At 67.9% G+C, this 24,868-nt stretch carries 23 protein-coding genes; 18 read left to right on the top strand and 5 right to left on the bottom strand.

Annotated features, from left to right (window positions below; genetic code table 11):
- Positions 1–249: 249 nt before the first annotated feature.
- From tal to AC07XP_RS23475, 3 genes are all read left to right on the top strand, one after another.
- A complete protein-coding gene (gene tal / locus AC07XP_RS23485) occupies positions 250–1,206 on the top strand; it encodes a transaldolase (RefSeq protein ID WP_495266018.1) in 957 nt (318 codons plus the stop codon).
- A gap of 2 nt (positions 1,207–1,208) precedes the next feature.
- Complete coding sequence (gene pgi, locus AC07XP_RS23480) at positions 1,209–2,762, top strand: glucose-6-phosphate isomerase (protein ID WP_495266017.1); 1,554 nt, start codon at positions 1,209–1,211, stop codon at positions 2,760–2,762.
- Positions 2,763–2,935: 173 nt separating this feature from the next.
- Positions 2,936–3,268 carry a DUF805 domain-containing protein gene (locus tag AC07XP_RS23475; protein ID WP_062472662.1) on the top strand — a complete coding sequence of 111 codons (333 nt, stop codon included), beginning with the start codon at positions 2,936–2,938 and terminating at the stop codon, positions 3,266–3,268.
- Between the two features lie 53 nt (positions 3,269–3,321).
- Here the strand turns inward: AC07XP_RS23475 and AC07XP_RS23470 are convergent, their stop codons facing one another.
- Positions 3,322–4,386 carry a 4-hydroxythreonine-4-phosphate dehydrogenase PdxA gene (locus tag AC07XP_RS23470; protein WP_495266016.1) on the bottom strand — a complete coding sequence of 355 codons (1,065 nt, stop codon included), beginning with the start codon at positions 4,384–4,386 and terminating at the stop codon, positions 3,322–3,324.
- Between the two features lie 42 nt (positions 4,387–4,428).
- The gene (locus tag AC07XP_RS23465; protein ID WP_495266015.1) at positions 4,429–5,409 is read right to left on the bottom strand and encodes a Bug family tripartite tricarboxylate transporter substrate binding protein; all 981 of its coding nucleotides are present in this window, start codon (positions 5,407–5,409) and stop codon (positions 4,429–4,431) included.
- A 93-nt stretch (positions 5,410–5,502) separates the two neighbouring features.
- Here AC07XP_RS23465 and AC07XP_RS23460 point away from each other — a divergent pair, with 93 nt between their 5' ends.
- The 11 genes from AC07XP_RS23460 to xylB all read left to right on the top strand — a co-directional run bounded on the left by AC07XP_RS23460 (position 5,503) and on the right by xylB (position 16,890).
- Positions 5,503–6,168, top strand: coding sequence for a LysR family transcriptional regulator (locus AC07XP_RS23460; RefSeq protein ID WP_495266014.1), 666 nt, complete (start codon positions 5,503–5,505; stop codon positions 6,166–6,168).
- Positions 6,169–6,351: 183 nt separating this feature from the next.
- On the top strand, positions 6,352–7,662 hold the full coding sequence (locus tag AC07XP_RS23455; protein WP_062472668.1) for an ABC transporter substrate-binding protein: 1,311 nt from the start codon (positions 6,352–6,354) through the stop codon (positions 7,660–7,662).
- Between the two features lie 58 nt (positions 7,663–7,720).
- Positions 7,721–8,578, top strand: a complete 858-nt coding sequence (locus AC07XP_RS23450) for a carbohydrate ABC transporter permease (RefSeq protein WP_070059984.1) — start codon at positions 7,721–7,723, stop codon at positions 8,576–8,578.
- A 10-nt stretch (positions 8,579–8,588) separates the two neighbouring features.
- Positions 8,589–9,413: a carbohydrate ABC transporter permease gene (locus AC07XP_RS23445; RefSeq protein WP_013539656.1), complete on the top strand. Its 825-nt coding sequence runs from the start codon at positions 8,589–8,591 to the stop codon at positions 9,411–9,413.
- An 18-nt stretch (positions 9,414–9,431) separates the two neighbouring features.
- Complete coding sequence (locus AC07XP_RS23440) at positions 9,432–10,469, top strand: ABC transporter ATP-binding protein (protein WP_062472672.1); 1,038 nt, start codon at positions 9,432–9,434, stop codon at positions 10,467–10,469.
- Between the two features lie 90 nt (positions 10,470–10,559).
- On the top strand, positions 10,560–11,939 hold the full coding sequence (dalD, locus tag AC07XP_RS23435; protein ID WP_495266020.1) for a D-arabinitol 4-dehydrogenase: 1,380 nt from the start codon (positions 10,560–10,562) through the stop codon (positions 11,937–11,939).
- Complete coding sequence (locus tag AC07XP_RS23430; protein ID WP_062472674.1) at positions 11,936–12,724, top strand: L-iditol 2-dehydrogenase; 789 nt, start codon at positions 11,936–11,938, stop codon at positions 12,722–12,724. The genes dalD and AC07XP_RS23430 overlap by 4 nt, the downstream gene beginning before the upstream one ends.
- A 26-nt stretch (positions 12,725–12,750) precedes the next feature.
- Positions 12,751–13,422 (top strand): transaldolase family protein, encoded by a 672-nt coding sequence (locus AC07XP_RS23425; RefSeq protein ID WP_062472677.1) that lies wholly within the window; start codon positions 12,751–12,753, stop codon positions 13,420–13,422.
- A 23-nt stretch (positions 13,423–13,445) separates the two neighbouring features.
- Positions 13,446–14,414, top strand: a complete 969-nt coding sequence (locus tag AC07XP_RS23420; protein WP_495266013.1) for a carbohydrate kinase family protein — start codon at positions 13,446–13,448, stop codon at positions 14,412–14,414.
- A 15-nt stretch (positions 14,415–14,429) separates the two neighbouring features.
- Complete coding sequence (locus AC07XP_RS23415; RefSeq protein WP_070059980.1) at positions 14,430–15,371, top strand: AraC family transcriptional regulator; 942 nt, start codon at positions 14,430–14,432, stop codon at positions 15,369–15,371.
- Between the two features lie 52 nt (positions 15,372–15,423).
- A complete protein-coding gene (xylB, locus tag AC07XP_RS23410) occupies positions 15,424–16,890 on the top strand; it encodes a xylulokinase (protein WP_495266012.1) in 1,467 nt (488 codons plus the stop codon).
- 71 nt (positions 16,891–16,961) lie between these two features.
- Here xylB and groL read toward each other — a convergent pair whose 3' ends face one another.
- On the bottom strand, positions 16,962–18,617 hold the full coding sequence (gene groL, locus AC07XP_RS23405; RefSeq protein WP_042579049.1) for a chaperonin GroEL: 1,656 nt from the start codon (positions 18,615–18,617) through the stop codon (positions 16,962–16,964).
- Between the two features lie 55 nt (positions 18,618–18,672).
- The gene (locus tag AC07XP_RS23400; protein WP_056572926.1) at positions 18,673–18,963 is read right to left on the bottom strand and encodes a co-chaperone GroES; all 291 of its coding nucleotides are present in this window, start codon (positions 18,961–18,963) and stop codon (positions 18,673–18,675) included.
- Positions 18,964–19,340: 377 nt separating this feature from the next.
- On the opposite strand from AC07XP_RS23400, the gene AC07XP_RS23395 reads away from it, so the two are divergent.
- Complete coding sequence (locus AC07XP_RS23395; protein WP_495266011.1) at positions 19,341–19,838, top strand: cupredoxin domain-containing protein; 498 nt, start codon at positions 19,341–19,343, stop codon at positions 19,836–19,838.
- 155 nt (positions 19,839–19,993) lie between these two features.
- On the top strand, positions 19,994–22,216 hold the full coding sequence (locus tag AC07XP_RS23390; RefSeq protein WP_495266010.1) for a copper-transporting P-type ATPase: 2,223 nt from the start codon (positions 19,994–19,996) through the stop codon (positions 22,214–22,216).
- Here the strand turns inward: AC07XP_RS23390 and AC07XP_RS23385 are convergent.
- On the bottom strand, positions 22,197–23,132 hold the full coding sequence (locus tag AC07XP_RS23385; RefSeq protein WP_447741337.1) for a LysR substrate-binding domain-containing protein: 936 nt from the start codon (positions 23,130–23,132) through the stop codon (positions 22,197–22,199). The genes AC07XP_RS23390 and AC07XP_RS23385 overlap by 20 nt on opposite strands.
- A 97-nt stretch (positions 23,133–23,229) precedes the next feature.
- On the opposite strand from AC07XP_RS23385, the gene AC07XP_RS23380 reads away from it, so the two are divergent.
- A complete protein-coding gene (locus AC07XP_RS23380; protein WP_495266009.1) occupies positions 23,230–23,682 on the top strand; it encodes a hypothetical protein in 453 nt (150 codons plus the stop codon).
- 8 nt (positions 23,683–23,690) lie between these two features.
- Positions 23,691–24,863: a trans-sulfuration enzyme family protein gene (locus AC07XP_RS23375; RefSeq protein WP_139700981.1), complete on the top strand. Its 1,173-nt coding sequence runs from the start codon at positions 23,691–23,693 to the stop codon at positions 24,861–24,863.
- Positions 24,864–24,868: the final 5 nt, after the last annotated feature.

The following is a 24,868-nucleotide window of genomic DNA, read 5'->3' as shown; positions in this document are numbered from 1 at the left end:
GGGTCATGAGGGCTCCTGGGGAAAGTCGTTCTCGGCGTGGATGCCGCGTCCCGTTCAGGGTGCCCCCGGCCGCGGCCGGCTGCCGTCAGCCGGGGACCACAGCCCCTGTAGGGCAGGGCGGCCGACAACCCTTCGCGCTGCAGGCCGATGGAGCTTCGCGAAAACCCGTGCTACGGTTCGCATGAAAACATCGACCGCCGCGCAACTGCGTGCAGGACTTGTCACACCCCTCCCCGGATAATTGATTTCATGAACCAACTCGATGCACTCCGCCAGTGGACCACCGTGGTTGCCGACACCGGTGACTTCAAGCAGCTCAGCATTTCCAAGCCGCAGGACGCGACCACCAACCCGTCGCTGATCCTCAAGGCCGTGCAGAAGGCCGAGTACCGGCCGCTGCTCGATGAAACCGTGAAGGCCCACGCCGGCAAGCCGCTCGACGAGGTCATCGACCGCCTGCTGGTGCGCTTCGGCACCGAAATCCTCTCCATCATCCCGGGCCGCGTATCCACCGAAGTCGACGCACGCCTGTCGTTCGACACCGCCGCCACCGTGGCCCGCGGCGAGCGCATCGTGGCGCTGTACAAGGCCGAAGGCATCGACACCGAGAAGCGCCTGCTGATCAAGGTCGCCTCCACCTGGGAAGGCATCGAGGCCGCGCGCCTGCTCGAGCAGAAGGGCATCCGCACCAACCTCACGCTGCTGTTCTCGTTCGCGCAGGCCGTGGCCTGCGGCACGGCCGGCGTGCAGCTCATCTCGCCCTTCGTGGGCCGCATCTACGACTGGTACAAGAAGTCGGCCGGTGCGAAGTGGGACGAAGCCGCCAGCGCGGGCGCCAACGACCCGGGCGTGAAGTCGGTGCGCGAAATCTTCAACTACTACAAGCAGCAGGGCATCAAGACCGAGGTCATGGGCGCGAGCTTCCGCAACGTGGGGCAGATCCAGGCGCTCGCCGGCTGCGACCTGCTGACCATCAGCCCCGAGCTGCTGGCCGAGCTGGCCGCGAGCAACGAGCCGCTCACGCACGCGCTCGACGCCAAGGCTGCCGCGAGCGGCACGGCCGAGAAGGTGAGCTACGACGAGGCCGGCTTCCGCTTCGCGCTCAACGAAGACGCGATGGCCACCGAGAAGCTCGCCGAAGGCATCCGCGCCTTCGCGGCCGACGCCGTGAAGCTCGAAAAGCTCATGCAGGAAAGCGGCAAGTAAACATGACCATGACCCTGCGCTGTGACCGCGCGCCGGCCTGGGCGCAACTGCAGTCCAGCTTCGACACGGCCGGTCGCCAGTTCGATCTTCGCCATGCCTTCGTGGAGGACGCCGGGCGCTTCGCGCGCTTCAGCCAGGAGGCGCCGCACGTCTTCGCCGACCTGTCGAAGAACCTCATCGACGCGCGCACCGAGGCGCTGCTGTTCTCGCTGGCGCGCGAATGCGGCCTCGAAGCCCACCGCGACGCCATGTTCGCGGGTGCGCACATCAACAACACCGAAGACCGCGCCGTGCTGCACACGCTGCTGCGCGCGCCGGCCGACGCGGCCACCGGCCGCCAGACGGCCCACGAACTGCGCGAAGTGCACGCCACGCTCGACGCCATGCTGGCCTACGCCGAGAAGGTGCGCAGCGACCACACGATCACCGACGTGGTCAACATCGGCATCGGCGGCTCCGACCTCGGCCCGCAAATGGCGGTGCTGGCGCTCGCGGAGTTCGTGGCGCCGGGCAAGCGCTTCCACTTTGTCTCGAACGTCGACGGCCACGAGCTGGCGGGCGTGCTCAAGGGCCTGGCGCCCGAGCACACGCTGTTCCTGGTCGCGTCCAAGACCTTCACCACGGCCGAGACGATGACGAATGCGCTCTCGGCCAAGCGCTGGTACGAACAGTCGGGCGGCACCGACATCGCCGGCCATTTCGCCGCGCTCACCACCAACGTCGAGGCCGCGAAGCAGTTCGGCATCGACACCACCTTCGGCTTCTGGGACTGGGTGGGCGGCCGCTATTCGCTGTGGTCGGCCATCGGCCTGCCGATCGCGCTGGCCATCGGCGCCGACGGCTTTCGCCGGCTGCTGGCGGGTGCGCACGCGATGGACGAGCACTTCCGCACCGCGCCGCTCGAGCAGAACCTGCCCGTGCGGCTGGGCCTGCTCGATGTCTGGTACCGCAACTTCCACCACTTCACGAGCCGCAGCATCGCGCCGTACCACAGCGCGCTGAAGCGCGTGCCGGCCTACCTGCAGCAGCTCGAGATGGAGAGCAACGGCAAGCAGGTCGACGCGAGCGGCGCGTCGCTGGCCTTCGGCACCTCGCCCGTGCTCTGGGGCGAGCCCGGCACCAACGGGCAGCACGCCTACTTCCAGATGCTGCACCAGGGCACCGACGTGATCCCGCTCGAGTTCATGGCGGTGCGCGACGCCTCGCACGACCTCGACGGCCACCACCCCAAGCTGCTGGCCAACGCGCTCGCGCAGGCGCAGGCGCTGATGGTCGGCAAGCTCGACGAAGGCGGCCACAAGAACTTTCCGGGCAACCGGCCGAGCACCTTCTTCGTGTTCGAGAAGCTCACGCCCGAAGCGCTGGGCGCCTTCCTCGCGATGTACGAGCACCGCGTGTTCACCAGCGGCGCGCTGTGGGGCATCAACAGCTTCGACCAGTGGGGCGTGGAGCTCGGCAAGGTGCTGGCGCGCGACATCGAACCGCGCCTGGCCTCGGGCGATGTGTCGGGGCTTGATGCCTCCACGGCCGGCCTGCTGCAGCGGCTGAGCACCTGACGGCGCACGTCACTGCAAGCCTCGCAAGCCTTGGCCAAAGGCTCTATCCACTAGGCCTTTAGGCCATTGGTTTGCAGGGTGGTGGCCGGTTTGGCCGAGTTTGTCGTTGCACAGTGCGCCGATATGATGGCCCCGGGGAAATTTCCCTGGGATTCATCAAGAGGAGCGAGTCAATGGACTTTCAAACAGCGGTCAAGACGTGCATCGCCAAGTACACCGATTTCACGGGTCGTGCGTCGCGTTCCGAGTTCTGGTGGTTTTTTCTGGCCCAGTTCGGCGTGCTCGTCGTGACGGGCCTGATCCATGAGTACGTGTACTTCATTGCAGCGCTGGCCCTGCTTCTGCCCGCCCTCGCGGTGGGCGTGCGCCGCCTGCACGACATCGGCAAGAGCGGCTGGTTCTTGCTGCTGTCGATCATCCCGCTGATCAATCTGGTGCTGATCTACTTCTTCGTTCAGCCGTCGCAGCCGGAGAGCAATGCTTACGGCGAACCGCCGAGCGCCTGATCTTTCTGCCAAGGGCCGCACACGCGGCCCTTTTCTTTTGAGGTGCTAGCAGCTCATGCCATCGCCGTTTCGACGGACGCAGGTGCAGCAGGCGCACCGCTTGCCATCCGCACGCACAGGTCGAAAGCCTGCTGCAGCCCTTCGATCTGCGCCACGCCCTGGCCGGCGATGTCGAAGGCGCTGCCGCTGGCCGAGGTGGCCACGGGCACGGGCAGGCCGCCATGCAAGGTCACGCCCTGCTCGAAGCCCATGAGCTTCATCGCGATCTGGCCCTGGTCGTGGTACATCGACACCACCGCGTCCACGTCGCCGCGCCGTGCGCCGATGAACACGGTGTCGGGCGAGAACGGACCGCGCGCGTCGTGGCCTTCGGCGCGCAGCTGTTCGATGGCGGGCGCGATGATCTCGATCTCTTCCATGCCGATCGAGCCGCCGTCGCCCGCGTGCGGGTTGAGGCCGGTCACGGCGATGCGCGGGTGTGTCACGCCGGCGCGGCGCAGTGCCGACGCGATGATCTTCACGGCGTCGCGCACGCCCTCCACCGTGATGTGCCGCGCCACGTCCTTCAGCGGAATGTGCGAGGTCACGCGCGAGGTCCACAGCGAGCCGGTGAGGTTGAACTCGCAGACGAAGCCCGTGACCGCGAAGCGCTCCTGCATGTAGCGCAGTTCGTCCTCGTGCACGAGGCCGCCCAGGCGCAGCGAATGCTTGTTGAGCGGCGCGAAGAGGATCGCGTCGGCCTGGCCGTTTCGCACGGCCTGCGTGGCCAGCTCCAGCGCTTCGAACGAGGCCCGGCCGGAGCGCTCGTTCGACTCGCCGAGCACCGGTTCCTCGCCCGCCATCCAGTCGCGCACGAGGAGGCTCGGACGGCCGTCCTCGAAGCGCAGGCTGTCGAGGGTGTTCACCTGCAGCGGCGCCAGCTTCACGCCCGCCACGCGCTCGCCCGCGGCCAGCACGACGGGGTCGGCGATCAGCAGCACGCGCGCGGCGTCGAGGTTGCGTTGGCGCGCGAGCAGCTTCACGGCCATCTCGGGGCCGACGCCGCTGGGGTCGCCCAGCAGCACGGCGATGCGGGGTTTGGCGGAGGTCACGCGCGGGGTTGTCGATGGGGTAGACATGGTCGGCAATGGAGGTGGAGAAAAGAGAAAGAAGGGAGGGCCTCACTCGGCCTTGATGCGCGCATCGCGCACGAGCCGGCCGTAGTGGTCGAACTCCTGCCGGTTCATCGCCGCGAAGGGTTCGCCGGTCAGCGTGCCGGGCTCGCCGCCCAGGGCCTTGATGCGCGACTGCACTTCCGTCAGGCCCATCGTGCGCGTGAGTTCGGCGCTCAGCCGCTCGACCGCCGGGCGCGGCGTGCCGGCCGTCACGTACAGGCCGTACCAGGTCGACACGTCGGCGCCCTTGACGCCTTGCTCGGCGAGCGTCGGCACGTCGGGCAACTCGGGCGAGCGCTGCGGCGCGCTCACGGCCAGCGCGCGGAACTTGCCGGCGCGGATCTGGCCCATGGCCGACGAGGTGCTGTCGAACATCATCTCGACCTCGCCCGAGATGATGTCGATGTGCGCCTGCGAGCTGCCCTTGTAGGGCACGTGGATCGAGGTCATGCCCGTGGCCAGGTTGAAGGCTTCGCCGCCCACGTGCTGCGTGCTGCCGATGCCCGACGACGCGTACTTGAAGCCGCCGGGCTTCGCGGCCATGGCCGCGAGCAGGTCCTTCACCGACTTGTAGGGCGAGCTGGCCGACACCACGAGCACGTTGGGCATCACGGCCACGAGGCCGATCGGTTGCAGGTCTTTCAGCGGGTCGTACTTGAGCTTGAGGATGTGCGGCGCCACGGCCTGCGCCGTGTTGGTGGCCAGCAGCAGCGTGGCGCCGTCGGCCGGCGCGCGGGCCGTGAGTTCGCCGGCGATGGTGTTCGATGCGCCGGGGCGGTTCTCCACCGTCACGGGCTGCTTGAGCACGGGCGCGAACTTGTCGGCCAGCACGCGCGCGAGGATGTCGGTGCCGCCGCCGGGCGAGGCGCCGACCAGGATGCGCAGCGGCTTGTCGGGGTAGGCCGGCTGCGCGCCCGCGTTCAGGCAGGCGGCCAGCGCCAGCAGCGCCGCCAGGCCGGCACCGCGGGCCAGGGGAAAGAGGGTCATCGCGTCGTCTCCTGCTTGTTGTGGGCCCGAGCCTACGGAGCTTCGGTCGCGCGATCCAATCGAAAAAGGCCGAAGCTCCATATACTTTTGTGCATGAAACCCGGCCTCACCGACGCCTCGCTGATGCTGCATGTGAGGCCGCGTCAGCTGCTCCTGCTGGCCCGGCTCGACGCGCACCGCCACCTCGGCCGCGCGGCCGAGGCCATGAACATCAGCCAGCCGGCCGCGACCAAGCTGCTGCAGCAGTTGGAGGAGTCGCTGGGCGAACAGCTCTTCGAGCGCCTGGCGCGCGGCATGGCGCCGACGCCCTACGGCGAGATCCTGATCCGCTACGCCCACCGCGTGCTCAGCGACTCCGGCACCGCGCGCGAGGAAATGCTCGCGCTGCGTTCCGGCCTGAGCGGTGCGCTGCGCGTGGGCAGCGTGCCGGGCGCGGTGTCCGGGCTGCTGGCGCCGGCGCTGGTCGCCTACCACCTGCGCCATCCGCAGGTGGCCGTGTCGGTGGTGGTCGAGACCAGCGACCTGATGCAGGCGCAGCTGGAGCAGGGCGACGTCGACCTCGTGCTGGGCCGCCTCACCGACGGCCACGACGAGGCCAAGTACGCGAGCGTGCCGCTCCTGGGCGAGTCGCAGGTGGTCGTGGCGCGCGCGGCGCACCCGGTGTTCGAGCGCGCGGCCACGGTTACGCTGGCCGAGATGGCGACCTGGTCATGGGTGCTGCAGCCGCCGGGCTCGCCGCAGCGCGGGCGGCATACGTGACGGGCGAGAACTTCGGTCGGACAGTTTTCCATCCTGAATTGCGTTAACTAGGGATTTCACTAGCCAACTGGTGCAAGAGAGTACTGGTTGGGTCGCTCGAAATACCAAAATCGCAAGCGCGTTTCTCCAGAATCCGGGCACGGCGACCACGATACCGAGGCGTCGCTCACCCAAGGAGACACCATGAAGCGCTTTCTGAAAGCGGGCCTCGCCCTCGCACTCATCGGCACGGGCCTTGTGTCCCACGCCGCCACCGAACTCGTGATCGCGACCGTCAACAACGGCCACATGATCGAGATGCAGAAGCTCACGCCCTTCTTCGAAAAGGCGAACCCCGACATCAAGCTCAAGTGGGTCACGCTCGAAGAAGGCACGCTGCGCCAGCGCGTGACCACCGACATCGCCACCAAGGGCGGCCAGTTCGACGTGATGACCATCGGCCTGTACGAAGCGCCGATCTGGTCGAAGAAGGGCTGGCTGCAGCCCATCGCCACCGATGCCGCCTACGACGCCGACGACCTGCTGCCCGCCATCCGCGCCGGCCTGTCGCACGAAGGCAAGCTGTACGCCGCGCCCTTCTACGGCGAGAGCTCGATGCTCATGTACCGCAAGGACCTGGCCGACAAGGTCGGCTTCAAGATGCCCGAGCAGCCCACCTGGGCGCAGGTGAAGGAGCTGGCCGGCAAGATCCATGACCCCAAGGGCGGCCTGTACGGCATGTGCCTGCGCGGCAAGCCGGGCTGGGGCGACAACATGGCCTTCCTGACCACGCTGGTCAACACCAACGGCGGCCAGTGGTTCGACATGCAGTGGAAGCCGCAGATCGACACCAAGCCCTGGAAGGACGCGATCGGCTTCTACGTCGATCTCATGAAGGCCTACGGCCCGCCGGGCGCTTCGGCCAACAGCTTCAACGAGAACCTGGCGCTCTTCAACGAAGGCAAGTGCGGCATGTGGGTGGACGCGACCATCGCGGCCTCGTTCATCAGTGACCCCAAGCAGTCGAAGGTGGCCGACAAGGTGGCCTTCGCGCAAGCACCCGTCGCCGTGACGCCCAAGGGCGCCAACTGGCTGTGGACCTGGAACCTGGCCATTCCCGCCAGCTCGACCAAGGGCGCCGCCGCGCAGACCTTCGTGAAGTGGGCGACCTCCAAGGAGTACGTCAACCTCGTGGCCAAGGAACACGGCTGGGGCACGGTGCCCACCGGCACGCGCAAGTCGACCTACGCGAACCCCGAGTTCCAGAAGGTCGCCAAGTTCGCCGCCGCCGAGAAGAAGGCCATCGACAGCGCCAACCTCAGCGACAGCACCTTGCCCAAGTCGCCGTACGTCGGCGTGCAGTACGCGGCCATTCCCGAGTTCCAGGCCATCGGCGTGGCGGTGGGCCAGCAGATGAGCGCGGCACTGTCGGGCAAGGTCACGGTCGACCAGGCGCTGAAGACCTCGCAGCTCGCGGCCGAGCGCGAAATGAAGAAGGCCGGCTACTACAAGTAAGCCACGCTTCTTCCCCTCTCCCCGCAGGGAGAGGGCCGCAGCCTGAGAGGAACAGACCATGAAAAGACTCCTGCCCCGCGCCCTCATGGCGCCCGCCGTGCTCACGCTCTTCCTGTGGATGATCGTGCCGCTGCTGATGACGTTGTACTTCTCGTTCGTGAACTACAACCTCATGCAGCCCGGCGAACGCACGTTCGCGGGCATCGAGAACTTTCACTACTTCGTCACCGACCCCGACTTCTGGCCGGCCACGTGGAACACGCTGCTGCTCATCGGCAGCGTGATCGTCATCACGGTGGTGTTCGGCGTGCTGCTCGCGCTCCTGGTGAACGAACCCTTCCCGGGCCGCGGCATCGTGCGCGTGCTGCTGATCTCGCCCTTCTTCGTCATGCCCGCAGTGAATGCGCTGCTGTGGAAGCACATGATGATGAACCCCATCTACGGCATCCTGGCCGATGTGTGGCGCTTCTTCGGCGCGCAGCCGGTCGACTGGCTCACCGACGTGCCGCTGTTCTCCGTGATCATCATGGTGGCCTGGCAGTGGCTGCCCTTCGCCTGCCTGATCTTCATCACCTCGCTGCAGTCGCTCGACCGCGAACAGATGGAAGCCGCGCGCATGGACGGCGCGAGTTCGTTTCAGCGCTTCTTCTATCTCACCATTCCGCACCTGGGCCGCCCGATGGCCGTGGTGATCATGATCGAGATGATCTTCCTGCTCAGCGTGTTCGCCGAGATCGCCATCACCACCAATGGCGGCCCGGGCAACGAGAGCACGAACATGACCTACATGATCTTCAAGCAGTCGCTCATGAACTTCGACGTGGGCGTGGCTTCGGCCGGTGCGCTGTTCGCTGTGGTGCTGGCCAACATCGTGGCCGTGTTCCTGATCCGCATCATTGGCAAGAACCTGGACTGAAGGAACGACCATGCAACCCAGCAACTTCCTTCCCCAGCTGCTGCGCACCGTCGGTGCGTGGGCCGTGGCACTGCTCCTGTTCTTCCCGCTCGGCTGGCTGTTCCTCACGGCCTTCAAGACGGAGCTGCAGGCCATTCACGTGCCGCCGCTGTTCATCTTCGAGCCCACGCTCGACAACTTCGGCGAAGTGCAGCGCCGCAGCGACTACCTGCTGTACGCGCGCAACTCGCTGATCACCAGCCTGGGCTCGACCATCCTGGGCTTGCTGATCGCCGCGCCCGCCGCTTACTCGATGGCGTTCTTTCGCACGAAGAAGACGCGCGACATCCTCATGTGGATGCTCTCCACCAAGATGATGCCGGCCGTCGGTGCGCTGGTGCCGATCTACGTGCTCGCGCAGACCGCGGGCATGCTGGATTCGCTCACCGCGCTCACCATCGTGTTCACGCTGTCGAACCTGCCGATCATGGTGTGGATGCTCTACAGCGCCTACAAGGACATTCCGAACGAGATCCTCGAAGCCGCGCGCATGGACGGCGCGAGCCTGTGGACCGAGTTCCGCCATGTCGTGATGCCGCTGTCGGTCGGCGGGCTCGCATCGACCGGCCTCCTGTGCCTGGTGCTGAGCTGGAACGAGGCCTTCTGGGCGCTGAACCTCACCTCCGCCAAGGCCGGCACGCTGGCCACGCTCATCGCCTCGTACTCCAGCCCCGAGGGCCTGTTCTGGGCCAAGTTGTCGGCCGCCTCGCTGATGGCCATCGCGCCCATCGTCGTGTTCGGCTGGTTCAGCCAGAAGCAACTGGTGCAAGGCCTGACCTTCGGCGCCGTCAAGTAAAGAAAAGGGAGACATCTCATGGCCTACCTCGAACTCAAGAACATCAAGAAGAGCTTTGGCGACGTCCACATCATCAAGGGCGTCGACCTGCAGATCCAGAAGGGCGAGTTCATCGTCTTCGTCGGGCCTTCGGGCTGCGGCAAGTCGACGCTGCTGCGCCTGATCGCGGGGCTCGAACCCATCACCAGCGGCAACCTGCTGCTCGACAGCAAGGACATCACCTGGACGCCGTCGGGCAAGCGCGACCTGGCGATGGTGTTCCAGAGCTACGCGCTGTACCCGCACATGAGCGTGTACGACAACATGTCCTTCGCGCTGAAGCTCGCGGGCGTGGCCAAGGACGAGATCAGGACCAAGGTCGAGTACGCGGCCAAGACGCTGAACCTCACGCAGTACCTGGACCGCACGCCGAAAGATTTGTCGGGCGGCCAGCGCCAGCGCGTGGCCATCGGGCGCGCGATCGTGCGTGCGCCCAAGGTGTTCCTCTTCGACGAGCCGCTGTCGAACCTCGATGCAGCGCTGCGCGGCAACACGCGCGTCGAGATCCACAAGCTGCACCGCGCGCTCGGCGCGACCACCATCTACGTCACGCACGACCAGGTCGAGGCCATGACGCTGGCTGACCGCGTGGTGGTGCTCAAGGACGGGCTCATCGAGCAGGTCGGCACGCCGCTCGAACTCTACGACCGCCCGGCCAACCAGTTCGTCGCGCAGTTCATCGGCATGCCGTCGATGAACATGGTGGCGGCGAGCGCCATTCCGAGTTTTTCCGCCGCGACCGGCGGGCGCCTGCCGAGCGACGGCTTCCTGGGCGTGCGTCCCGAAGGCCTGCGCGTGCATCCGAAGCAGGGCGCGGCCGCCGGCGTGCCGGGCCGCGTCGAGCTCATCGAAGCACTGGGCGCCGACACGCTGATCCACGTGGACGTGGGCGGCGTGCCGCTCATCGCACGCCAGAACGAGCGCACGCCGCTCCAGGCCGGTGACGACGTGGCGGTCGAGCTCGACCCGTCCGTGTTGCACCTGTTCAGCCGCGAAGGCCGCGCCGTCGCCGCCTGATCCGACGCCCCTTACTTTCAACGGACCTTCCCCGTGACCCTTGCAGCAGCGGGCCTCGTGCCCACCCCACCGGCGCCTTCGGAATTCACGGTGCTTCACCTCGGCCTCGGCTCGTTCCATCGCGCCCACCAGGCCGTCTACCTGCAGCGGCTGATCGATGCGGGCGACACCCGTTGGTCGCTGTCGGGTGCCAACATCCGGCCCGACATGGCCGAGGTCGTCGCAGCGTTGCAGGCCCAGGGCGGGCGCTACACGCTCGAGACGGTGTCGCCGGCCGGCGAGTACCGCTACGAGCTGATCGAGGCGATCCGCGAGGTGCTGTCGTACGAGCCCTCGCTGGCCCCGGTGATCGCACGCGGCGCCGCGCCGTCCACGCGCATCGTTTCCTTCACGGTGACCGAGGCCGGCTACTACCTCGACACCAAGGGCAAGCTCGACCTGTCGTTCACCGACCTCGCGGCCGACATCGAACGCGCGCGGCGCGGCGAGGCCGGCGAGACGGTCTACGGCGCGGTCTGCGCGATCCTGCGGGCACGGCATGCCGCGCAGGCGGGCCCCGTGACGCTGCTGAACTGCGACAACCTGCGCCACAACGGCGACCGCTTTCGCGCGGGCCTGCTCGAGTTCATCGCGCTCGTCGGCGACGCGCCGCTGCAGGCCTGGGTCGATGCCAACACCCGCTGCCCGAACGCGATGGTCGACCGCATCACGCCGCGCCCGCCGCCGGAGCTGCGCGCGCGCGTGCGCGCCGCCACGGGCCGCGACGACGGCGCGGCGGTCACGGGCGAGAGCTTCATTCAGTGGGTGATCGAAGACGACTTCATCGCCGGGCGGCCCGACTGGGGGCGCGTGGGCGTCGAACTCGTCGAATCGGTGCAGCCGTATGAAGAGGCCAAGATCCGCATCCTCAACGCCACGCACAGCTGCATCGCCTGGGCCGGCACGCTGGCGGGGCTGGGCTTCATCCACGAAGGCACGCACGACGCGGCCATTCGCCGGATGGCCTTCGACTACGTGACCGACGACGTCATTCCGTGCCTGAGCCCGAGCCCGATCGACCTCGCGGCCTATCGCGACGTGGTGCTCGACCGCTTCGGCAACCCGGCGATCCGCGACACCAACCAGCGCGTGGCGGCCGACGGTTTCTCGAAGATCCCGGGCTTCATCGCGCCGACCGTGCGCGAGCGCCTGGCGGCCGGGCAGGGCATCGACAGCGTGGCGATGCTGCCTGCGCTGTTCCTGGCCTTCCTGCAGCGCTGGCACCGGGGCACGCTGCCCTATGCCTACCAGGACCAGAGCATGGACGACGCCGCCGCGCACGCCATCTGCGACGCGGCCGACCCCGTGGCGGCACTGTGCGCCGATGCCGGGCTGTGGGGCAGCCTCGCGGGCGATGCGCGGCTGATCGATGCGGTGCGCCGTGCCGGTGAACGTGTGGCCCGCTTCATCGAAGAGAAGGCCGCGCCATGAGCGGCCGCCTGCAGGACCGCCATGTGCTGCTGACCGGTGCTGGTGGCGGCATCGGCCTGGCGGTCGCGGAGGCCTGCATCGCCGAGGGCGCGCGCTGCAGCGTGATCGACCGCGCGACCGCCGCGCCCGAGGCCGTGCGCGCGCTGCAGCAAGCCCATCCCGACGCGCTCGCCTACATCGCGGCCGACGTGACCGACACGCAGGCCATCGCGCACATGCTGGCCGAGGCGCAGGTCGCCTTCGGTCCCGTCCACACGCTGTTCAACAACGCCGCCGTGTTCGACCTCGCGCCGCTGCTCGACAGCGACGAGGCCTCGTTCGACAAACTCTTCGCGGTCAACGTGAAGGGCATGTTCTTCGTGATGCAGGCCGTGCTGCGCCACATGGTCGAGGCCGGCACGCCGGGCGCGTCGGTCATCAACATGGCCTCGCAGGCCGGGCGCCGCGGCGAGGCGCTGGTGTCGCACTACTGCGCGACCAAGGCGGCCGTCATCAGCTACACGCAGAGCGCCGCGCTGGCCATGGCGCCGCACGGCATCCGCGTCAACGGCATCGCCCCCGGTGTGGTCGACACGCCGATGTGGGACCATGTCGACAGCCTGTTCGCCAAGGCCGAGGGGCTGGCGCCGGGCGAGAAGAAGCGGCGTGTCGGCCTCGCCGTGCCGCTCGGGCGCATGGGCGTGCCGGGCGACATTGCCGGGGCGGCGGTGTTTCTCGCCAGCGACGAGGCGCGCTACATCACGGCGCAGACCCTCAATGTCGACGGCGGCAATGTCATGAGCTGAACCCTACCTTCCTTCCGCATTTCTGCATGAACGACGACTTCCACCTGTACCTCGACAGCGCCGACCTGGCCGAGCTGCAGGCCTGCCTGCCGCACCCGGTGGTGCATGGCGTGACGACCAACCCGACGCTGCTGCAACGCGCCGGCGTCGGGCGTGCCGATGTGCCAGGCCTGCTGAAACGTTGCATCGACCTGGGCGCGCGCCAGGTGCAGGCCCAGGTGTATTCGAGCGAGGTCGACGCCATGCTGGAAGACGCCGCCGTCCTGCTGCCGCAGTTCGACCCCGGCCAGCTCGTCATCAAGATTCCCGCCACGCGCCAGGGCCTGGATGCCGGCGCGCGGCTCATCGCCCAGGGCGTGCCTGTGACGTGGACCGCCGTGTACGCGCCCGAGCAGGCGCACTTCGCCGCGCAACTGGGCGCGGCCTATGCGGCGCCGTACCTCGGCCGGCTCGAAGACGCCGGCATCGATGGGCTGGCACTCATCGCGCAGATGCAGTCGCTGGTGGCGCAACGGCCTTCTTCGGGCACGCGGCTGCTGGTGGCGAGCATCCGTTCGCGCGCGGCGTACCTGGCGCTGCTCGGGCTGGGCGTGGGCGCCATCACCATTCCGCCGCGCCTCTTTGCCGAGCTGCTCGACCATCCCGCCACCCTGGCTGCCGAAGCGGGTTTCCTGGCCGACGCCCGCGCCTTGCCCTGACAGAAGAAGAAAATCCAAGCACCATGCGCATTGCACTCACGGGCGAGGCCCTGATCGATTTCACCGCCAGCGAAGGAGGTTCGCTGGCGTTCCTGGGCCATGAGGGCGGCTCGCCGCTCAATACGGCCGTGGCCTGCGCGCGGCTCGGGCAGCCGACCGGCTTTCTCACGCAGCTGTCGACCGACCTGTTCGGCGAGCGGCTGATGGCCTTTCTCGAACGCAACGGCGTCGACACCCGGCTCATCCTGCGCAGCGGCGCGCCGTCGACGCTGGCGTTCGTGGAGCGCACGCCGCAGACCAACCGCTACGCCTTCTACACACGCGGCAGCGCCGACGCCACCTGGGCGCCCGAGCCGCTGCCCCAGTTGCCGGCGGAATGCCGCTTCCTGCACTTCGGCTCGATCTCGCTGCTGCAGGAGCCGGCGTCGTCGCGCATCGCCGACCTCGTGGCCGCCCACACGGGGCGCTGCGTGATCGTGTTCGATCCCAACGTGCGGCCCAGCCTGATCCCGGACATGGCCGCCTACCGCGCCCGCGTCACCGAGTGGTTCGCCATGGCCGACCTGGTCAAGCTCAGCGACGAAGACGCCGCGCTGCTCGCTCCCGGGCGGCCGGTCGATGTGCTCGCGGCCGAATGCCTCACGGCCGGTGCGCGCGCCGTGGTCGTCACGCGCGGCGGTGCAGGCGCCACGCTGTGGCGCACCGGCAGCGCGCCGCTCACCGTGGCCGCGCCGCGCGTCGAGGTGGTCGACACCATCGGCGCGGGCGACACCTTCACCGCCGGGCTGTCGGTGGCGCTGCTGGCGCATGGCGTCGAGCACCCGGCGCAACTGGCCGAGCTCGGCGACGACGCCTGGCGCGCCGTGATGCGCTTTGCCGCCACCGCCGCGGCCCTGAACTGCACCCGCGAGGGCGCCGATCCACCGACGCTGGAAGCCGTTCGCACGGCGCTTTCGCAGGAAGACAACGAGGCCGTCGCTTCCCGGCCCTGATCGATCCGTGCCGCCATGACCACGACCACCCGCAAACGCGCGATCCCGCGTCAACGCCAACCCGAGCTGGAGCGCGACTTCGCACGCTCCCCGTCGCTGGGCTACGAGGCCCCGGAAGAAACCGGCCTGGTGCGCTGCCTCGCGCACGGCTTTCCGAGCCCGCTGGTGCGATGGCACTTCCATGAAGACTACGAGCTGCACCTGATCACCGAGACCTCGGGCAAGGCCTTCATCGGCGACTGGATCGGGCCGTTCCAGCCCGGCCACCTCGTGCTGTGCGGGCCGCGCCTGCCGCACAACTGGATCTCGCTCGACGTACCCGAAGAAGGCGCCGCCGGGCGCGACCGCGTGATCCAGTTCCGTCACGAGCCCATCGAGCGCGCGGCGGCCGAGATTCCCGAGCTGCGCGACGTGATGCCGCTGCTCGATCGCGCGCGCCACGGCATCGAGTTCTTCGGCATGTCGGAACAGGCGCTGGCGCACTGGGACGCCATCAAGGCCGCGCGCGGCGTGCGCCGCCTGGGCCTGTTCTGCGAGTTCATGGCCGACCTGGCCCAGTGCACCGACTACCGGCTGCTGTCGAGCGTGCAGATGCAGGGCGTGCAGGGCAGCGACGGCGATGCGCAGGTCGACCAGATCAACGACATCGTGAACCGCATCACCAACAACATGACCGACTCGATCTCGATGTCGGACGTGGCCGCCGAGCTGGGCATGAGCGAGAGCCGCTTCAGCCGCTTCTTCCGCCGCTCGACGGGGAACAGCTTCACCGACTTCGTGAACCGCGTGCGCATCAACAGCGCCTGCCACCTGCTGATGCAGACCGACCACTACGTGACCGACATCTGCTACCAGGTGGGCTTCAACAACGTGGCGAACTTCAACCGGCGCTTTCTCGAAATCAAGGGCATGACGCCGAGCGAGTTCAGGCGCCAGGCCGACACGCGCTTCGGCTGATTTCTTTCAAGGCGAACGCGCCCGCTCCGAAGGCGCCATCAGGGAGACCATCTTGTATCTGGGACTCGACCTCGGCACGTCCGAGCTCAAGGCGTTGCTGCTCGCGGACGATCACCGCATCGTCGGCGTGGCACGCGCGCCGCTCACGGTTGACCGGCCGCACCCGCTGTGGTCCGAGCAGGCGCCCGCCCAGTGGTGGCAGGCGCTCGAGGCCGTCATGGCCGAGCTGCGCACCACGCATGCGAAGGCGCTGGCGCAGGTACGCGCCATCGGCCTGTCGGGCCAGATGCACGGCGCCACGCTGCTCGACGCGGAAGGCGAGGTGCTGCGCCCGGCCATCCTCTGGAACGACGGCCGCAGCGGTGCGCAGTGCGAGGCGCTCACGCGCGCCGTGCCGCGCCTGGGCGAGATCGCGGGCAACCTCGCGATGCCCGGCTTCACCGCACCCAAGCTGCTGTGGGTGCGCGAGCATGAGCCCGAGGTCTTCGCCCGCGTGGCGCGCGTGCTGCTGCCCAAGGACTGGCTGCGCTTCATGCTCAGCGGCGAGGCGGTCAGCGAGATGTCCGACGCGGCCGGCACGCTGTGGCTCGACGTGGGTGCGCGCGACTGGTCCGACGAACTGCTCGCTGCCACGGGGCTCACGCGCGCTCACATGCCGCGGCTGGTCGAAGGCAGTGAAGTCTCCGCGCTGCTCAAGCCTGAACTGGCGGCGCGCTGGGGATTGCGCGACGGCGTGAAGATCGCCGGCGGCGCGGGCGACAACGCCGCCAGCGCGGTCGGCATGGGGCTCGTCGAGCCGGGGCAGGGCTTCGTCTCGCTCGGCACCTCGGGCGTGGTGTTCGTCTCGACCGACCGCTTCCTGCCGAACCCCGCGCAGGCGATGCACGCCTTCTGCCATGCGCTGCCCAGGCGCTGGCACCAGATGTCGGTGATGCTCTCGGCCGCCAGCGCGGTGAGCTGGGCTGCGAAGACCTTCAAGTTCGCGGACGAGGCGGCGCTGCTCGAAGCCGCGGCCTCGGTCGCACTGGCGGACCGGGCGCGATGCCCGCTGTTCCTGCCGTACCTGTCGGGCGAGCGCTCGCCGCACAACAACCCGAATGCGCAAGGGGTGCTGTTCGGCCTGACGCATGCGCACGGCCCCGCGGAGATCGCCTATGCCGTGGTCGAGGGCGTGAGCTTCGGGCTGCGCGATGGCTTCGACACGCTGCGCCTGCCGGCCGACATGCCGCTGCGCGAAGTCGCACTCGTGGGCGGCGGTGCGCGCAGTGTGTGGTGGGGGCAGTTGCTGGCCGACATCTTCCAGGTGTCGCTCACGCTGTACGCGGGCAGCGAAACGGGCGGTGCGCTCGGTGCGGCGCGGCTGGCGTGGCTGGCCGATGGAGGTGCTGTGGCCGAGGTGTGCACGCTGCCGCCGGTGAAGCTGACGCTGACGCCTTCATCCGAAGGCGCTGGCGCACACAAGACGCGGCATGCGCGCTTCCAAGTGCTCTATATGGCGCTGCGCGACCAGTTCCGCTGAACCTTCCGCACAAAGAAAAAGGGCCGCTTTCGCGGCCCTTTTTACTTTGGTGAGCAGAGCTCAGCCGAGCATTACATGCCCATGCCGCCCATGCCGCCCATGCCACCCATGTCGGGCATGCCACCGCCGCCAGCGCCGGACTCGTCCTTGGGTGCGTCAGCAACCATGGCTTCGGTCGTCAGCAGCAGCGAGGACACCGAAGCGGCGTTCTGCAGTGCGGTGCGGGTGACCTTCGTCGGGTCCAGGATGCCCAGCTCGAGCATGTCGCCGTACGTGTCGTTCGCAGCGTTGAAGCCGTAGTTGCCCTTGCCAGCCAGCACAGCGTTCACCACCACCGAGGCTTCGCCGCCGGCGTTGTTCACGATTTCGCGCAGGGGCGCTTCGATGGCCTTCAGCACCAGCTTGATGCCAGCTTCCTGGTCAGCGTTGTCGCCCTTGACCGACTCGCCCACGGCTTGCTTGGCACGCAGCAGTGCCACGCCGCCGCCAGCCACAACGCCTTCTTCCACTGCAGCGCGGGTGGCGTGCAGGGCGTCTTCGACGCGAGCCTTCTTTTCCTTCATTTCGACTTCGGTGGCAGCGCCAACCTTGATCACTGCCACGCCGCCGGCCAGCTTGGCCACGCGCTCTTGCAGCTTTTCACGGTCGTAGTCGCTGGTCGCTTCTTCGATCTGAACGCGAACTTGCTTCACGCGGGCTTCGATGTCACCAGCAGCGCCAGCGCCGTCGATGATGATCGTGTTTTCCTTGCCCACTTCGATGCGCTTGGCTTGACCCAGGTCGGCCAGCGTCACCTTTTCGAGCGTCAGGCCCACTTCTTCAGCGATGACCTTGCCGCCCGTCAGGATGGCGATGTCTTCCAGCATGGCCTTGCGGCGGTCGCCGAAGCCAGGAGCCTTCACAGCCACGACCTTCAGGATGCCGCGGATCGTGTTCACGACCAAGGTAGCCAGGGCTTCGCCTTCGACTTCTTCGGCAATGATCAGCAGCGGACGGCCAGCCTTGGCGACTTGCTCCAGCACGGGCAGCAGGTCACGGATGTTGCTGATCTTCTTGTCGAACAGCAGCACGAAGGGGTTGTCGAGCAGCGCCGATTGCTTCTCGGGGTTGTTGATGAAGTAGGGCGACAGGTAGCCGCGGTCGAACTGCATGCCTTCGACGACGTCGAGTTCGCTGTCCAGCGACTTGCCGTCTTCCACGGTGATCACGCCTTCCTTGCCGACCTTGTCCATCGCGTCAGCGATGAGCTTGCCGATGGTTTCGTCGCTGTTGGCCGAGATGGAGCCGACTTGCGCGATTTCCTTCGACGTGGTGGTGGGCTTCGAAGCCTTCTTCAGCTCGGCGACCAGGGCCGTGACAGCCTTGTCGATGCCGCGCTTCAGGTCCATCGGGTTCATGCCGGCAGCCACCAGCTTGAAACCTTCGCGAACGATGGCTTGGGCCAGGACCGTGGCGGTCGTGGTGCCGTCACCAGCGTTGTCGCTGGTCTTGGAGGCCACTTCCTTCACGAGCTGGGCGCCCATGTTCTGCAGCTTGTCCTTGAGTTCGATTTCCTTGGCCACGGACACACCGTCCTTGGTCACGGTGGGGGCGCCGAACGAACGCTCGAGCACCACGTTGCGGCCCTTGGGGCCCAGGGTCACTTTGACTGCGTTGGCCAGGATGTTGACACCCTCGACCATGCGTGCGCGGGCTTCGCCGCCGAAGACTACGTCTTTTGCTGCCATGATGAATTAACTCCGAATGGATTGGATTGGATGGGATCGAAAGGGAGGAGAAGAATTACTTCTCGACGACTGCGAACAGGTCGTCTTCCTTCATCACGAGCAGTTCGTCGCCATCGACCTTGACGGTCTGGCCGCTGTACTTGCCGAACAGGACGCGGTCGCCGACCTTGACGGTCAGTGCGGCCAGTTCGCCCTTGTCGTTGCGCTTGCCCGGGCCCACGGCCAGGACTTCACCCTGATCGGGCTTTTCGGCGGCTGCGTCGGGGATGACGATGCCGGAGGCGGTCTTGGTTTCGCTGTCAACACGCTTGACGATCACGCGATCGGCCAAAGGACGAAGTTTCATTGCATCTCCTGGAAGGGTAAGAAACGGGTTTGTTTGTGGTCGGGCGCCGGAGAAACCGGCGACCTGTCGACTGGATGGGAGGGCTGTTAGCACTCGTCAGCAGCGAGTGCTAATCATAAGGGCATTCGATGACCTTTCAAGGGCGGCGCCCTTGCCGCCGTTTGGCACCGCCGTGCTTTTCCGGGGAAACACCGGGTGGCCAGGTGCCTTCGGCCTGGAAGCTTTGAGATATTTTGCCCGGGCAAAATAAGGCCATGCCCATGTCGCCGATGCACGGAGGTCGCGCGCGCAGATTGCTTTTTTGTAATCCGGGTGATCGGTGGTGGACGGGCTTGGCTTCCTAGAGTCGCGGCATCCCGGCAACCTCCAAGGACACCATGACACACACCTTCCGCAACACCGTTTTCGCCGCAGGGGCCGCACTGGCCGCTGCCGGCGCCTTTGCCTCGGGCACCCATGCAGGTGGCCACGGCCACGGCCATGATGCCGAGGCCGCCGTCGGCAAGCCTGGCGTGGCCGCCAAGGTGACGCGCACGGTCCAGGTCGACATGACGGACTCGATGCGCTTCACGCCGGCGGACATCAAGGTCAAGCAGGGGGAGACGGTGCGCTTCGTCGTCAAGAACTCCGGTGTCCTGAAGCACGAGCTCGTGCTCGGGACCGAGAAGGCGCTGCTGGCGCACTACGAGGCCATGAAGAAGAACCCCGAGATGGAGCACGCCGATCCGAACATGGTCACGCTGGCCGCGGGCAAGACCGGCGAGATCGTCTGGCAGTTCACCCAGGCCGGCAAGGTCGACTTCGGCTGCCTGCAACCGGGCCACTACGACGCCGGAATGAAGGGCGCGGTGCTGGTGGGCAAGGCCGGCAAGTGAGCGTCCTGCGCACGCGTCTTTCACGCGCCGGTCGCCATGCCGGCGCTTTTTCTTCCAGGGTATCGCGCGACAGGGCTTGACCTTCACATCGTGTCAACCTGGACACTGATCGCTTCCCCCTCAAGGGCTTCCCCCTTTCCTGTCGGAGAACGCGAATGAACGACACGTCCACCAGGCGCGCAGGACACCCCCACGGTCATCACGGCCACCACGATCACCACGCATCGCACGGGCATGCGCCCGCGGGCCCTGCGCAGCCCGCTGCGGAGGGCACGGTCTACACCTGCCCCATGCACCCGGAGATCCGGCAGGACCACCCGGGCAACTGCCCCAAGTGCGGCATGACGCTGGAGCCCGAGATGCCGACCCTCGACGAGGGCGAAGACCCCGAGCTGAAAGACTTCAAGCGGCGCTTCTTCTGGACCCTGCCGCTCAGCGTTGTCGTCACCGTGCTCGCCATGGCCGGCCACCGCCTGCAGTGGTTCGAGATGGGCACGCAAAGCTGGATCGAGCTCGTGCTCAGCGTGCCGATCGTGCTGTGGGCCGGCTGGCCATTCTTTGTGCGCGCGGTGCAGTCGGTGGCGAACCGCAGTCCGAACATGTGGACCCTGATCGGCCTGGGCACGGCCGCTGCCTTTGTCTACAGCGTCGTGGCCACGGTGGCACCCGGCGTGTTCCCCGCGTCGTTCGTGTCGATGGGACGCGTGTCGGTCTACTTCGAAGCGGCGGCGGTGATCATCTCGCTCACCTTGCTGGGCCAGATCCTCGAGCTCAAGGCGCGCTCGCAAACCTCCGCGGCCATCAAGTCGCTGCTGGGGCTCGCGCCCAAGACGGCACGCCGGATCGGCGCCGACGGCACCGAGGAAGACGTGCCCATCGGCCACGTGCACGTGGGCGACAAGCTGCGCGTGCGCCCCGGAGAGAAGGTGCCGGTGGACGGCGTGGTGATCGAAGGCGGCAGCGCGGTCGACGAGTCGATGCTCACCGGCGAGCCGCTGCCCGTGACCAAGCGCGTGGGCGACAAGCTCATCGGCGCGACGCTGAACACCAATGGCGCGCTGGTCATGCAGTCGGAAAAGGTCGGCTCGCAGACCGTGCTCGCGAGCATCGTGCAGATGGTGGCGCAAGCCCAGCGCTCGCGCGCGCCGATGCAGCGGATGGCCGACCAGGTCGCCGGCTACTTCGTCATGGCGGTCATCGCCATCGCGGTGCTGACCTTCTTCGCCTGGGGCTTCTTCGGGCCGCAGCCCAGCTGGGTCTACGGCCTCATCAATGCCGTGGCGGTGCTCATCATTGCCTGCCCCTGTGCGCTCGGCCTTGCGACGCCGATGTCGATCATGGTGGCCACCGGCAAGGCGGCCACGCAGGGCGTGCTGTTCCGCGATGCCGCGGCGATCGAGAACTTCCGCAAGGTCGATGCGCTCATCGTCGACAAGACCGGCACCCTGACGGAAGGCCGGCCGCAGTTCGAGCGCGCGGTGCCTGCGCCCGGCTTCACCGCCGACGAGGTGCTGCGCCTTGCGGCCAGCCTGGACCAGGGCAGCGAGCACCCGCTGGCCGACGCCATCGTGCGGGCGGCGCGCGAGCGCCAGCTGGCGCTGGACACGCCCGAGGGTTTCGAATCCAGCAGCGGCATCGGCGTGAGCGGCGCCGTGGCCGGCCGGAAGCTGGCGCTGGGCAACACGGCGCTCATGGCACAGCTGCGCGTGCGGGTCGACGACCTCAAGCCGCAGGCCGAGGCCCTGCGGGCCGAGGGCGCGAGTGTCATGTTCCTGGCGGTGGACGGCCAGGCCGCCGGCCTGCTCGCGGTGTCGGACCCGATCAAGTCCACCACGCTGGAGGCGCTGGCCGCGCTCAAGGCCTCGGGGCTGCGCGTCATCATGGCCACCGGCGACGGGCTGACCACGGCCCGCGCCGTCGCCGCGAAGCTGGGCATCGACGAGGTGCACGGCGAAGTGAAGCCGGCCGACAAGCTCGCGCTGGTCGACAGGCTGCAGCGCGAAGGCCGCATCGTCGCGATGGCCGGCGACGGCATCAACGACGCGCCTGCGCTCGCCAAGGCCGACGTCGGCGTGGCGATGGGCACCGGCACCGATGTCGCGATGAACAGCGCCCAGGTGACGCTGGTCAAGGGCGACCTGCGCGGCATTGCGCAGGCGCGCGTGATCTCCGAGCAGACCATCGCCAACATGAAGCAGAACCTCGGCTTCGCCTTCCTCTACAACGCCCTGGGCGTGCCGCTGGCCGCGGGCGTGCTGTTCCCGTTCACGGGCTGGTTGCTGTCGCCGATGATCGCGGCGCTGGCGATGAGCCTGAGCTCGGCCTCGGTGATCACCAATGCCTTGCGCCTGCGTGGCGCTACCTGGCGCGAGGCTTGAGAAGGCCCGCCAGGGCCTTCTGGTCTTCGGCCAGCTGGATGCGCATGAGCTGGAGCACGCGCACCGCCAGGCCGGACAGCGGCTGTCCCGGCGGCAGCACCAGCATGCCCGCGAAGGACACCTCCAGCGACAGCGGGCGCACGGCCAGGCCGCGCTGCGCGTACTCCAGCGCGGTGACCGGGTTGACGACGCCGATGCCCATGCCGCTCAGGGCCATCTCGCACACGCTGGCCGCGTACGGGGTCTCGACCAGCACGCTCAATGCGACGTTGCAGTCCGCCAGGGCCCGCTCCAGGCGGCGCCGGGACGCATCTTCCGGGTTGAGCGCGAGGAAGGGCTCTTCGGCGAGTTGATGCGGCTGGATGGTCCTGGCGCGGGCCAGCCGGTGTTTGGCATGCATCACCACCACGCCCGGAAAGCGCGCGAATTCGGAGTGCTCCAGGCCGGTCGTCGGCATCTCGTCGGCCATCAGCCCGAAGTCGACCTGGCGCCCCAGCACGGCCTCGTGCACCTCTCGCGAACTGAGCACCTGCAGCGAAATCTGCGGACGGGCGTCGGCGTCGCCGCGCTCGGCCACCAGCCGCGACAGCACCCGCGGCACGAAGCTCAGGCCGAAGGCCGGGTACACCGCCATGCGCAGCGTGTTGACGCCGAAGCGCTTGAGGCTGCGCATGCGGTGCTCGATGCTGCTCAGGCCCACGAAGACGCGCTCGACCTCGGTCAGCAGCGCCTGCGCTTCGGGCGTGGGGTGCAGGCGGCCGCGCAGCCGGCGGAACAGGGGAAAGCCCGCGGCTTCCTCGAGCCTGCGCAGCGACTGGCTGATGGCCGGCTGCGTCACGCCCAGCAGCGCAGCCGCCTTGCTCGCGGAGCCCACGGACATCACGGAACGGAACACCTCGATCTCTCGGAGCAACATATAACAACCGCTTATGGAGAAAGAATTTCGGGCGCGATCCGGATTATCTCCAGCGTCCTAGAGTTGGTGTCTTCAGCCACTTCCCGAAAGACGCGAGATGAACCTTCGAACAGCGCTTGCAGTGACGGTCCTGGCGTGTGCGGCGCCCGCATGGGCGCACGACTTTTCCAGCGACGTCGCCAGGTTCCAGACCCTTGCGGCCACCCGCAAGCCCGACAGCCCGCAGGCGGTGGCCGCCAAGCTGGCGCTGGAGCGGGCGCAGGGCGAGATGGAACAGTCGGACGTGAAGATGCTGCTGCGCATCCGTTCGATGACCAACGCCGGCCTGCGTGCCCTCGGCGAACAGCCGGCCCTGCTCACCAGCGAGTACAAGCGCCTCGAGGCGGCACTGGCCAACCCCAAGACCCAGGACCCGGCCCGGATCGCCACCGCCCGCGAAACCTTCTCCCGCCTGGGCGTGGAGATGAAGGTCTACACCGATCTCGAAACCATGGCCGTCGAGCAGATGAAGCATGCGCTGCAGCTCATCGAATCGGCCCCCGCGAACTGACTTCCATCGTGAACCCATCCATTTCCCATCCCGGCACGTCCCCTGCGGACGCCGCCTTCGCCAGCCTGGCGCCGCCGGTGTGGCGCGCCTCCACGGTCGTGTTCGATTCGCTCGACGATTTCGTGCACCGCCGCACCCGCCTGCCGGACGGCTTCAGCTACGGCACGACGGGCACGCCGACGCAGCGCGCCCTCGAGGCGCGCATCGCCGAGCTGGACGGCGCCGCGCACGGCATCGTCTTTCCTTCCGGACAGGCGGCCATCTGCGGCGTGCTGCTCGCACTGCTCCAGAAGGGCGACCACCTCTTGATGACCGATGCCGCCTACGGCCTGGCCAAGTCCTTCGCCGTCGAACGGCTGCAGGCGCTGGGCATCGAGGTCGAGTTCTATGCGCCGCGCATCGGCGCGGGCATCGAGCGCCTTGTGCGCCCGAACACGCGGCTCATCTGGCTGGAGTCGCCCGGCACGGTGACGATGGAGGTGGAGGACGTGCCGGCGATCACCGCCGTGGCGCGCGCCCGTGGCGTGCTGACCGCCATCGACAACACCTGGGCCAGCCCGCTGGGCTTTGCCGCGCTGGCGCACGGCGTCGACCTGTGCGTTCACGCATGCACCAAGTACATGGGTGGGCATTCGGACGTGCTGATGGGCAGCGTCACCACCCAGGACGAAGGCCTGTACCGATCCTTGCGCGGCCTGCAGTCGCTGATGGGGCTGGCCGTGAGCCCGGAGGACTGCTTCCTGGTGGCCCGGGGCCTGGACACGATGCAGGTGCGCATGGAGCGCCAGGCCACCAGCGCGCGCCTGATCGCGGGGCAACTTGCGGCGCACCGCCTCGTGCGCCGGATGCTCTTTCCGGCGTTGCCCGGCGCGCCGGACCATGCGCTGTGGGCGCGCGATTTCGCGCAGCCCGGTTGCGTGATGTCGCTGCAGCTCGTGGACTGCCCCTACGACGCCTACCGGGCGCTGTTCGCCGGCCTGAAGCGCTTTGCCATCGGCGCCAGCTGGGGCGGCGTGCGCAGCATCGCGGCCTTCTATCCGGCGGAGGAACTCGCCAGGCGCAATTTCTGCGACGTCGAAGGGCCGGTCATCCGCCTGTCGATCGGCCTGGACGACCCCCAGGCCCTGCGCGACGAGCTGCTGGGCGCGCTGGACGCCTGCGCCACGCGTTTCGACCTCTGACCCCC

The sequence above is a fragment of the Variovorax sp. GW531-E2 genome (assembly GCF_059423125.1).
The sequence above is the reverse complement of the archived record's forward strand: the minus strand, read 5'-3'. Positions and strand labels throughout refer to the sequence as shown.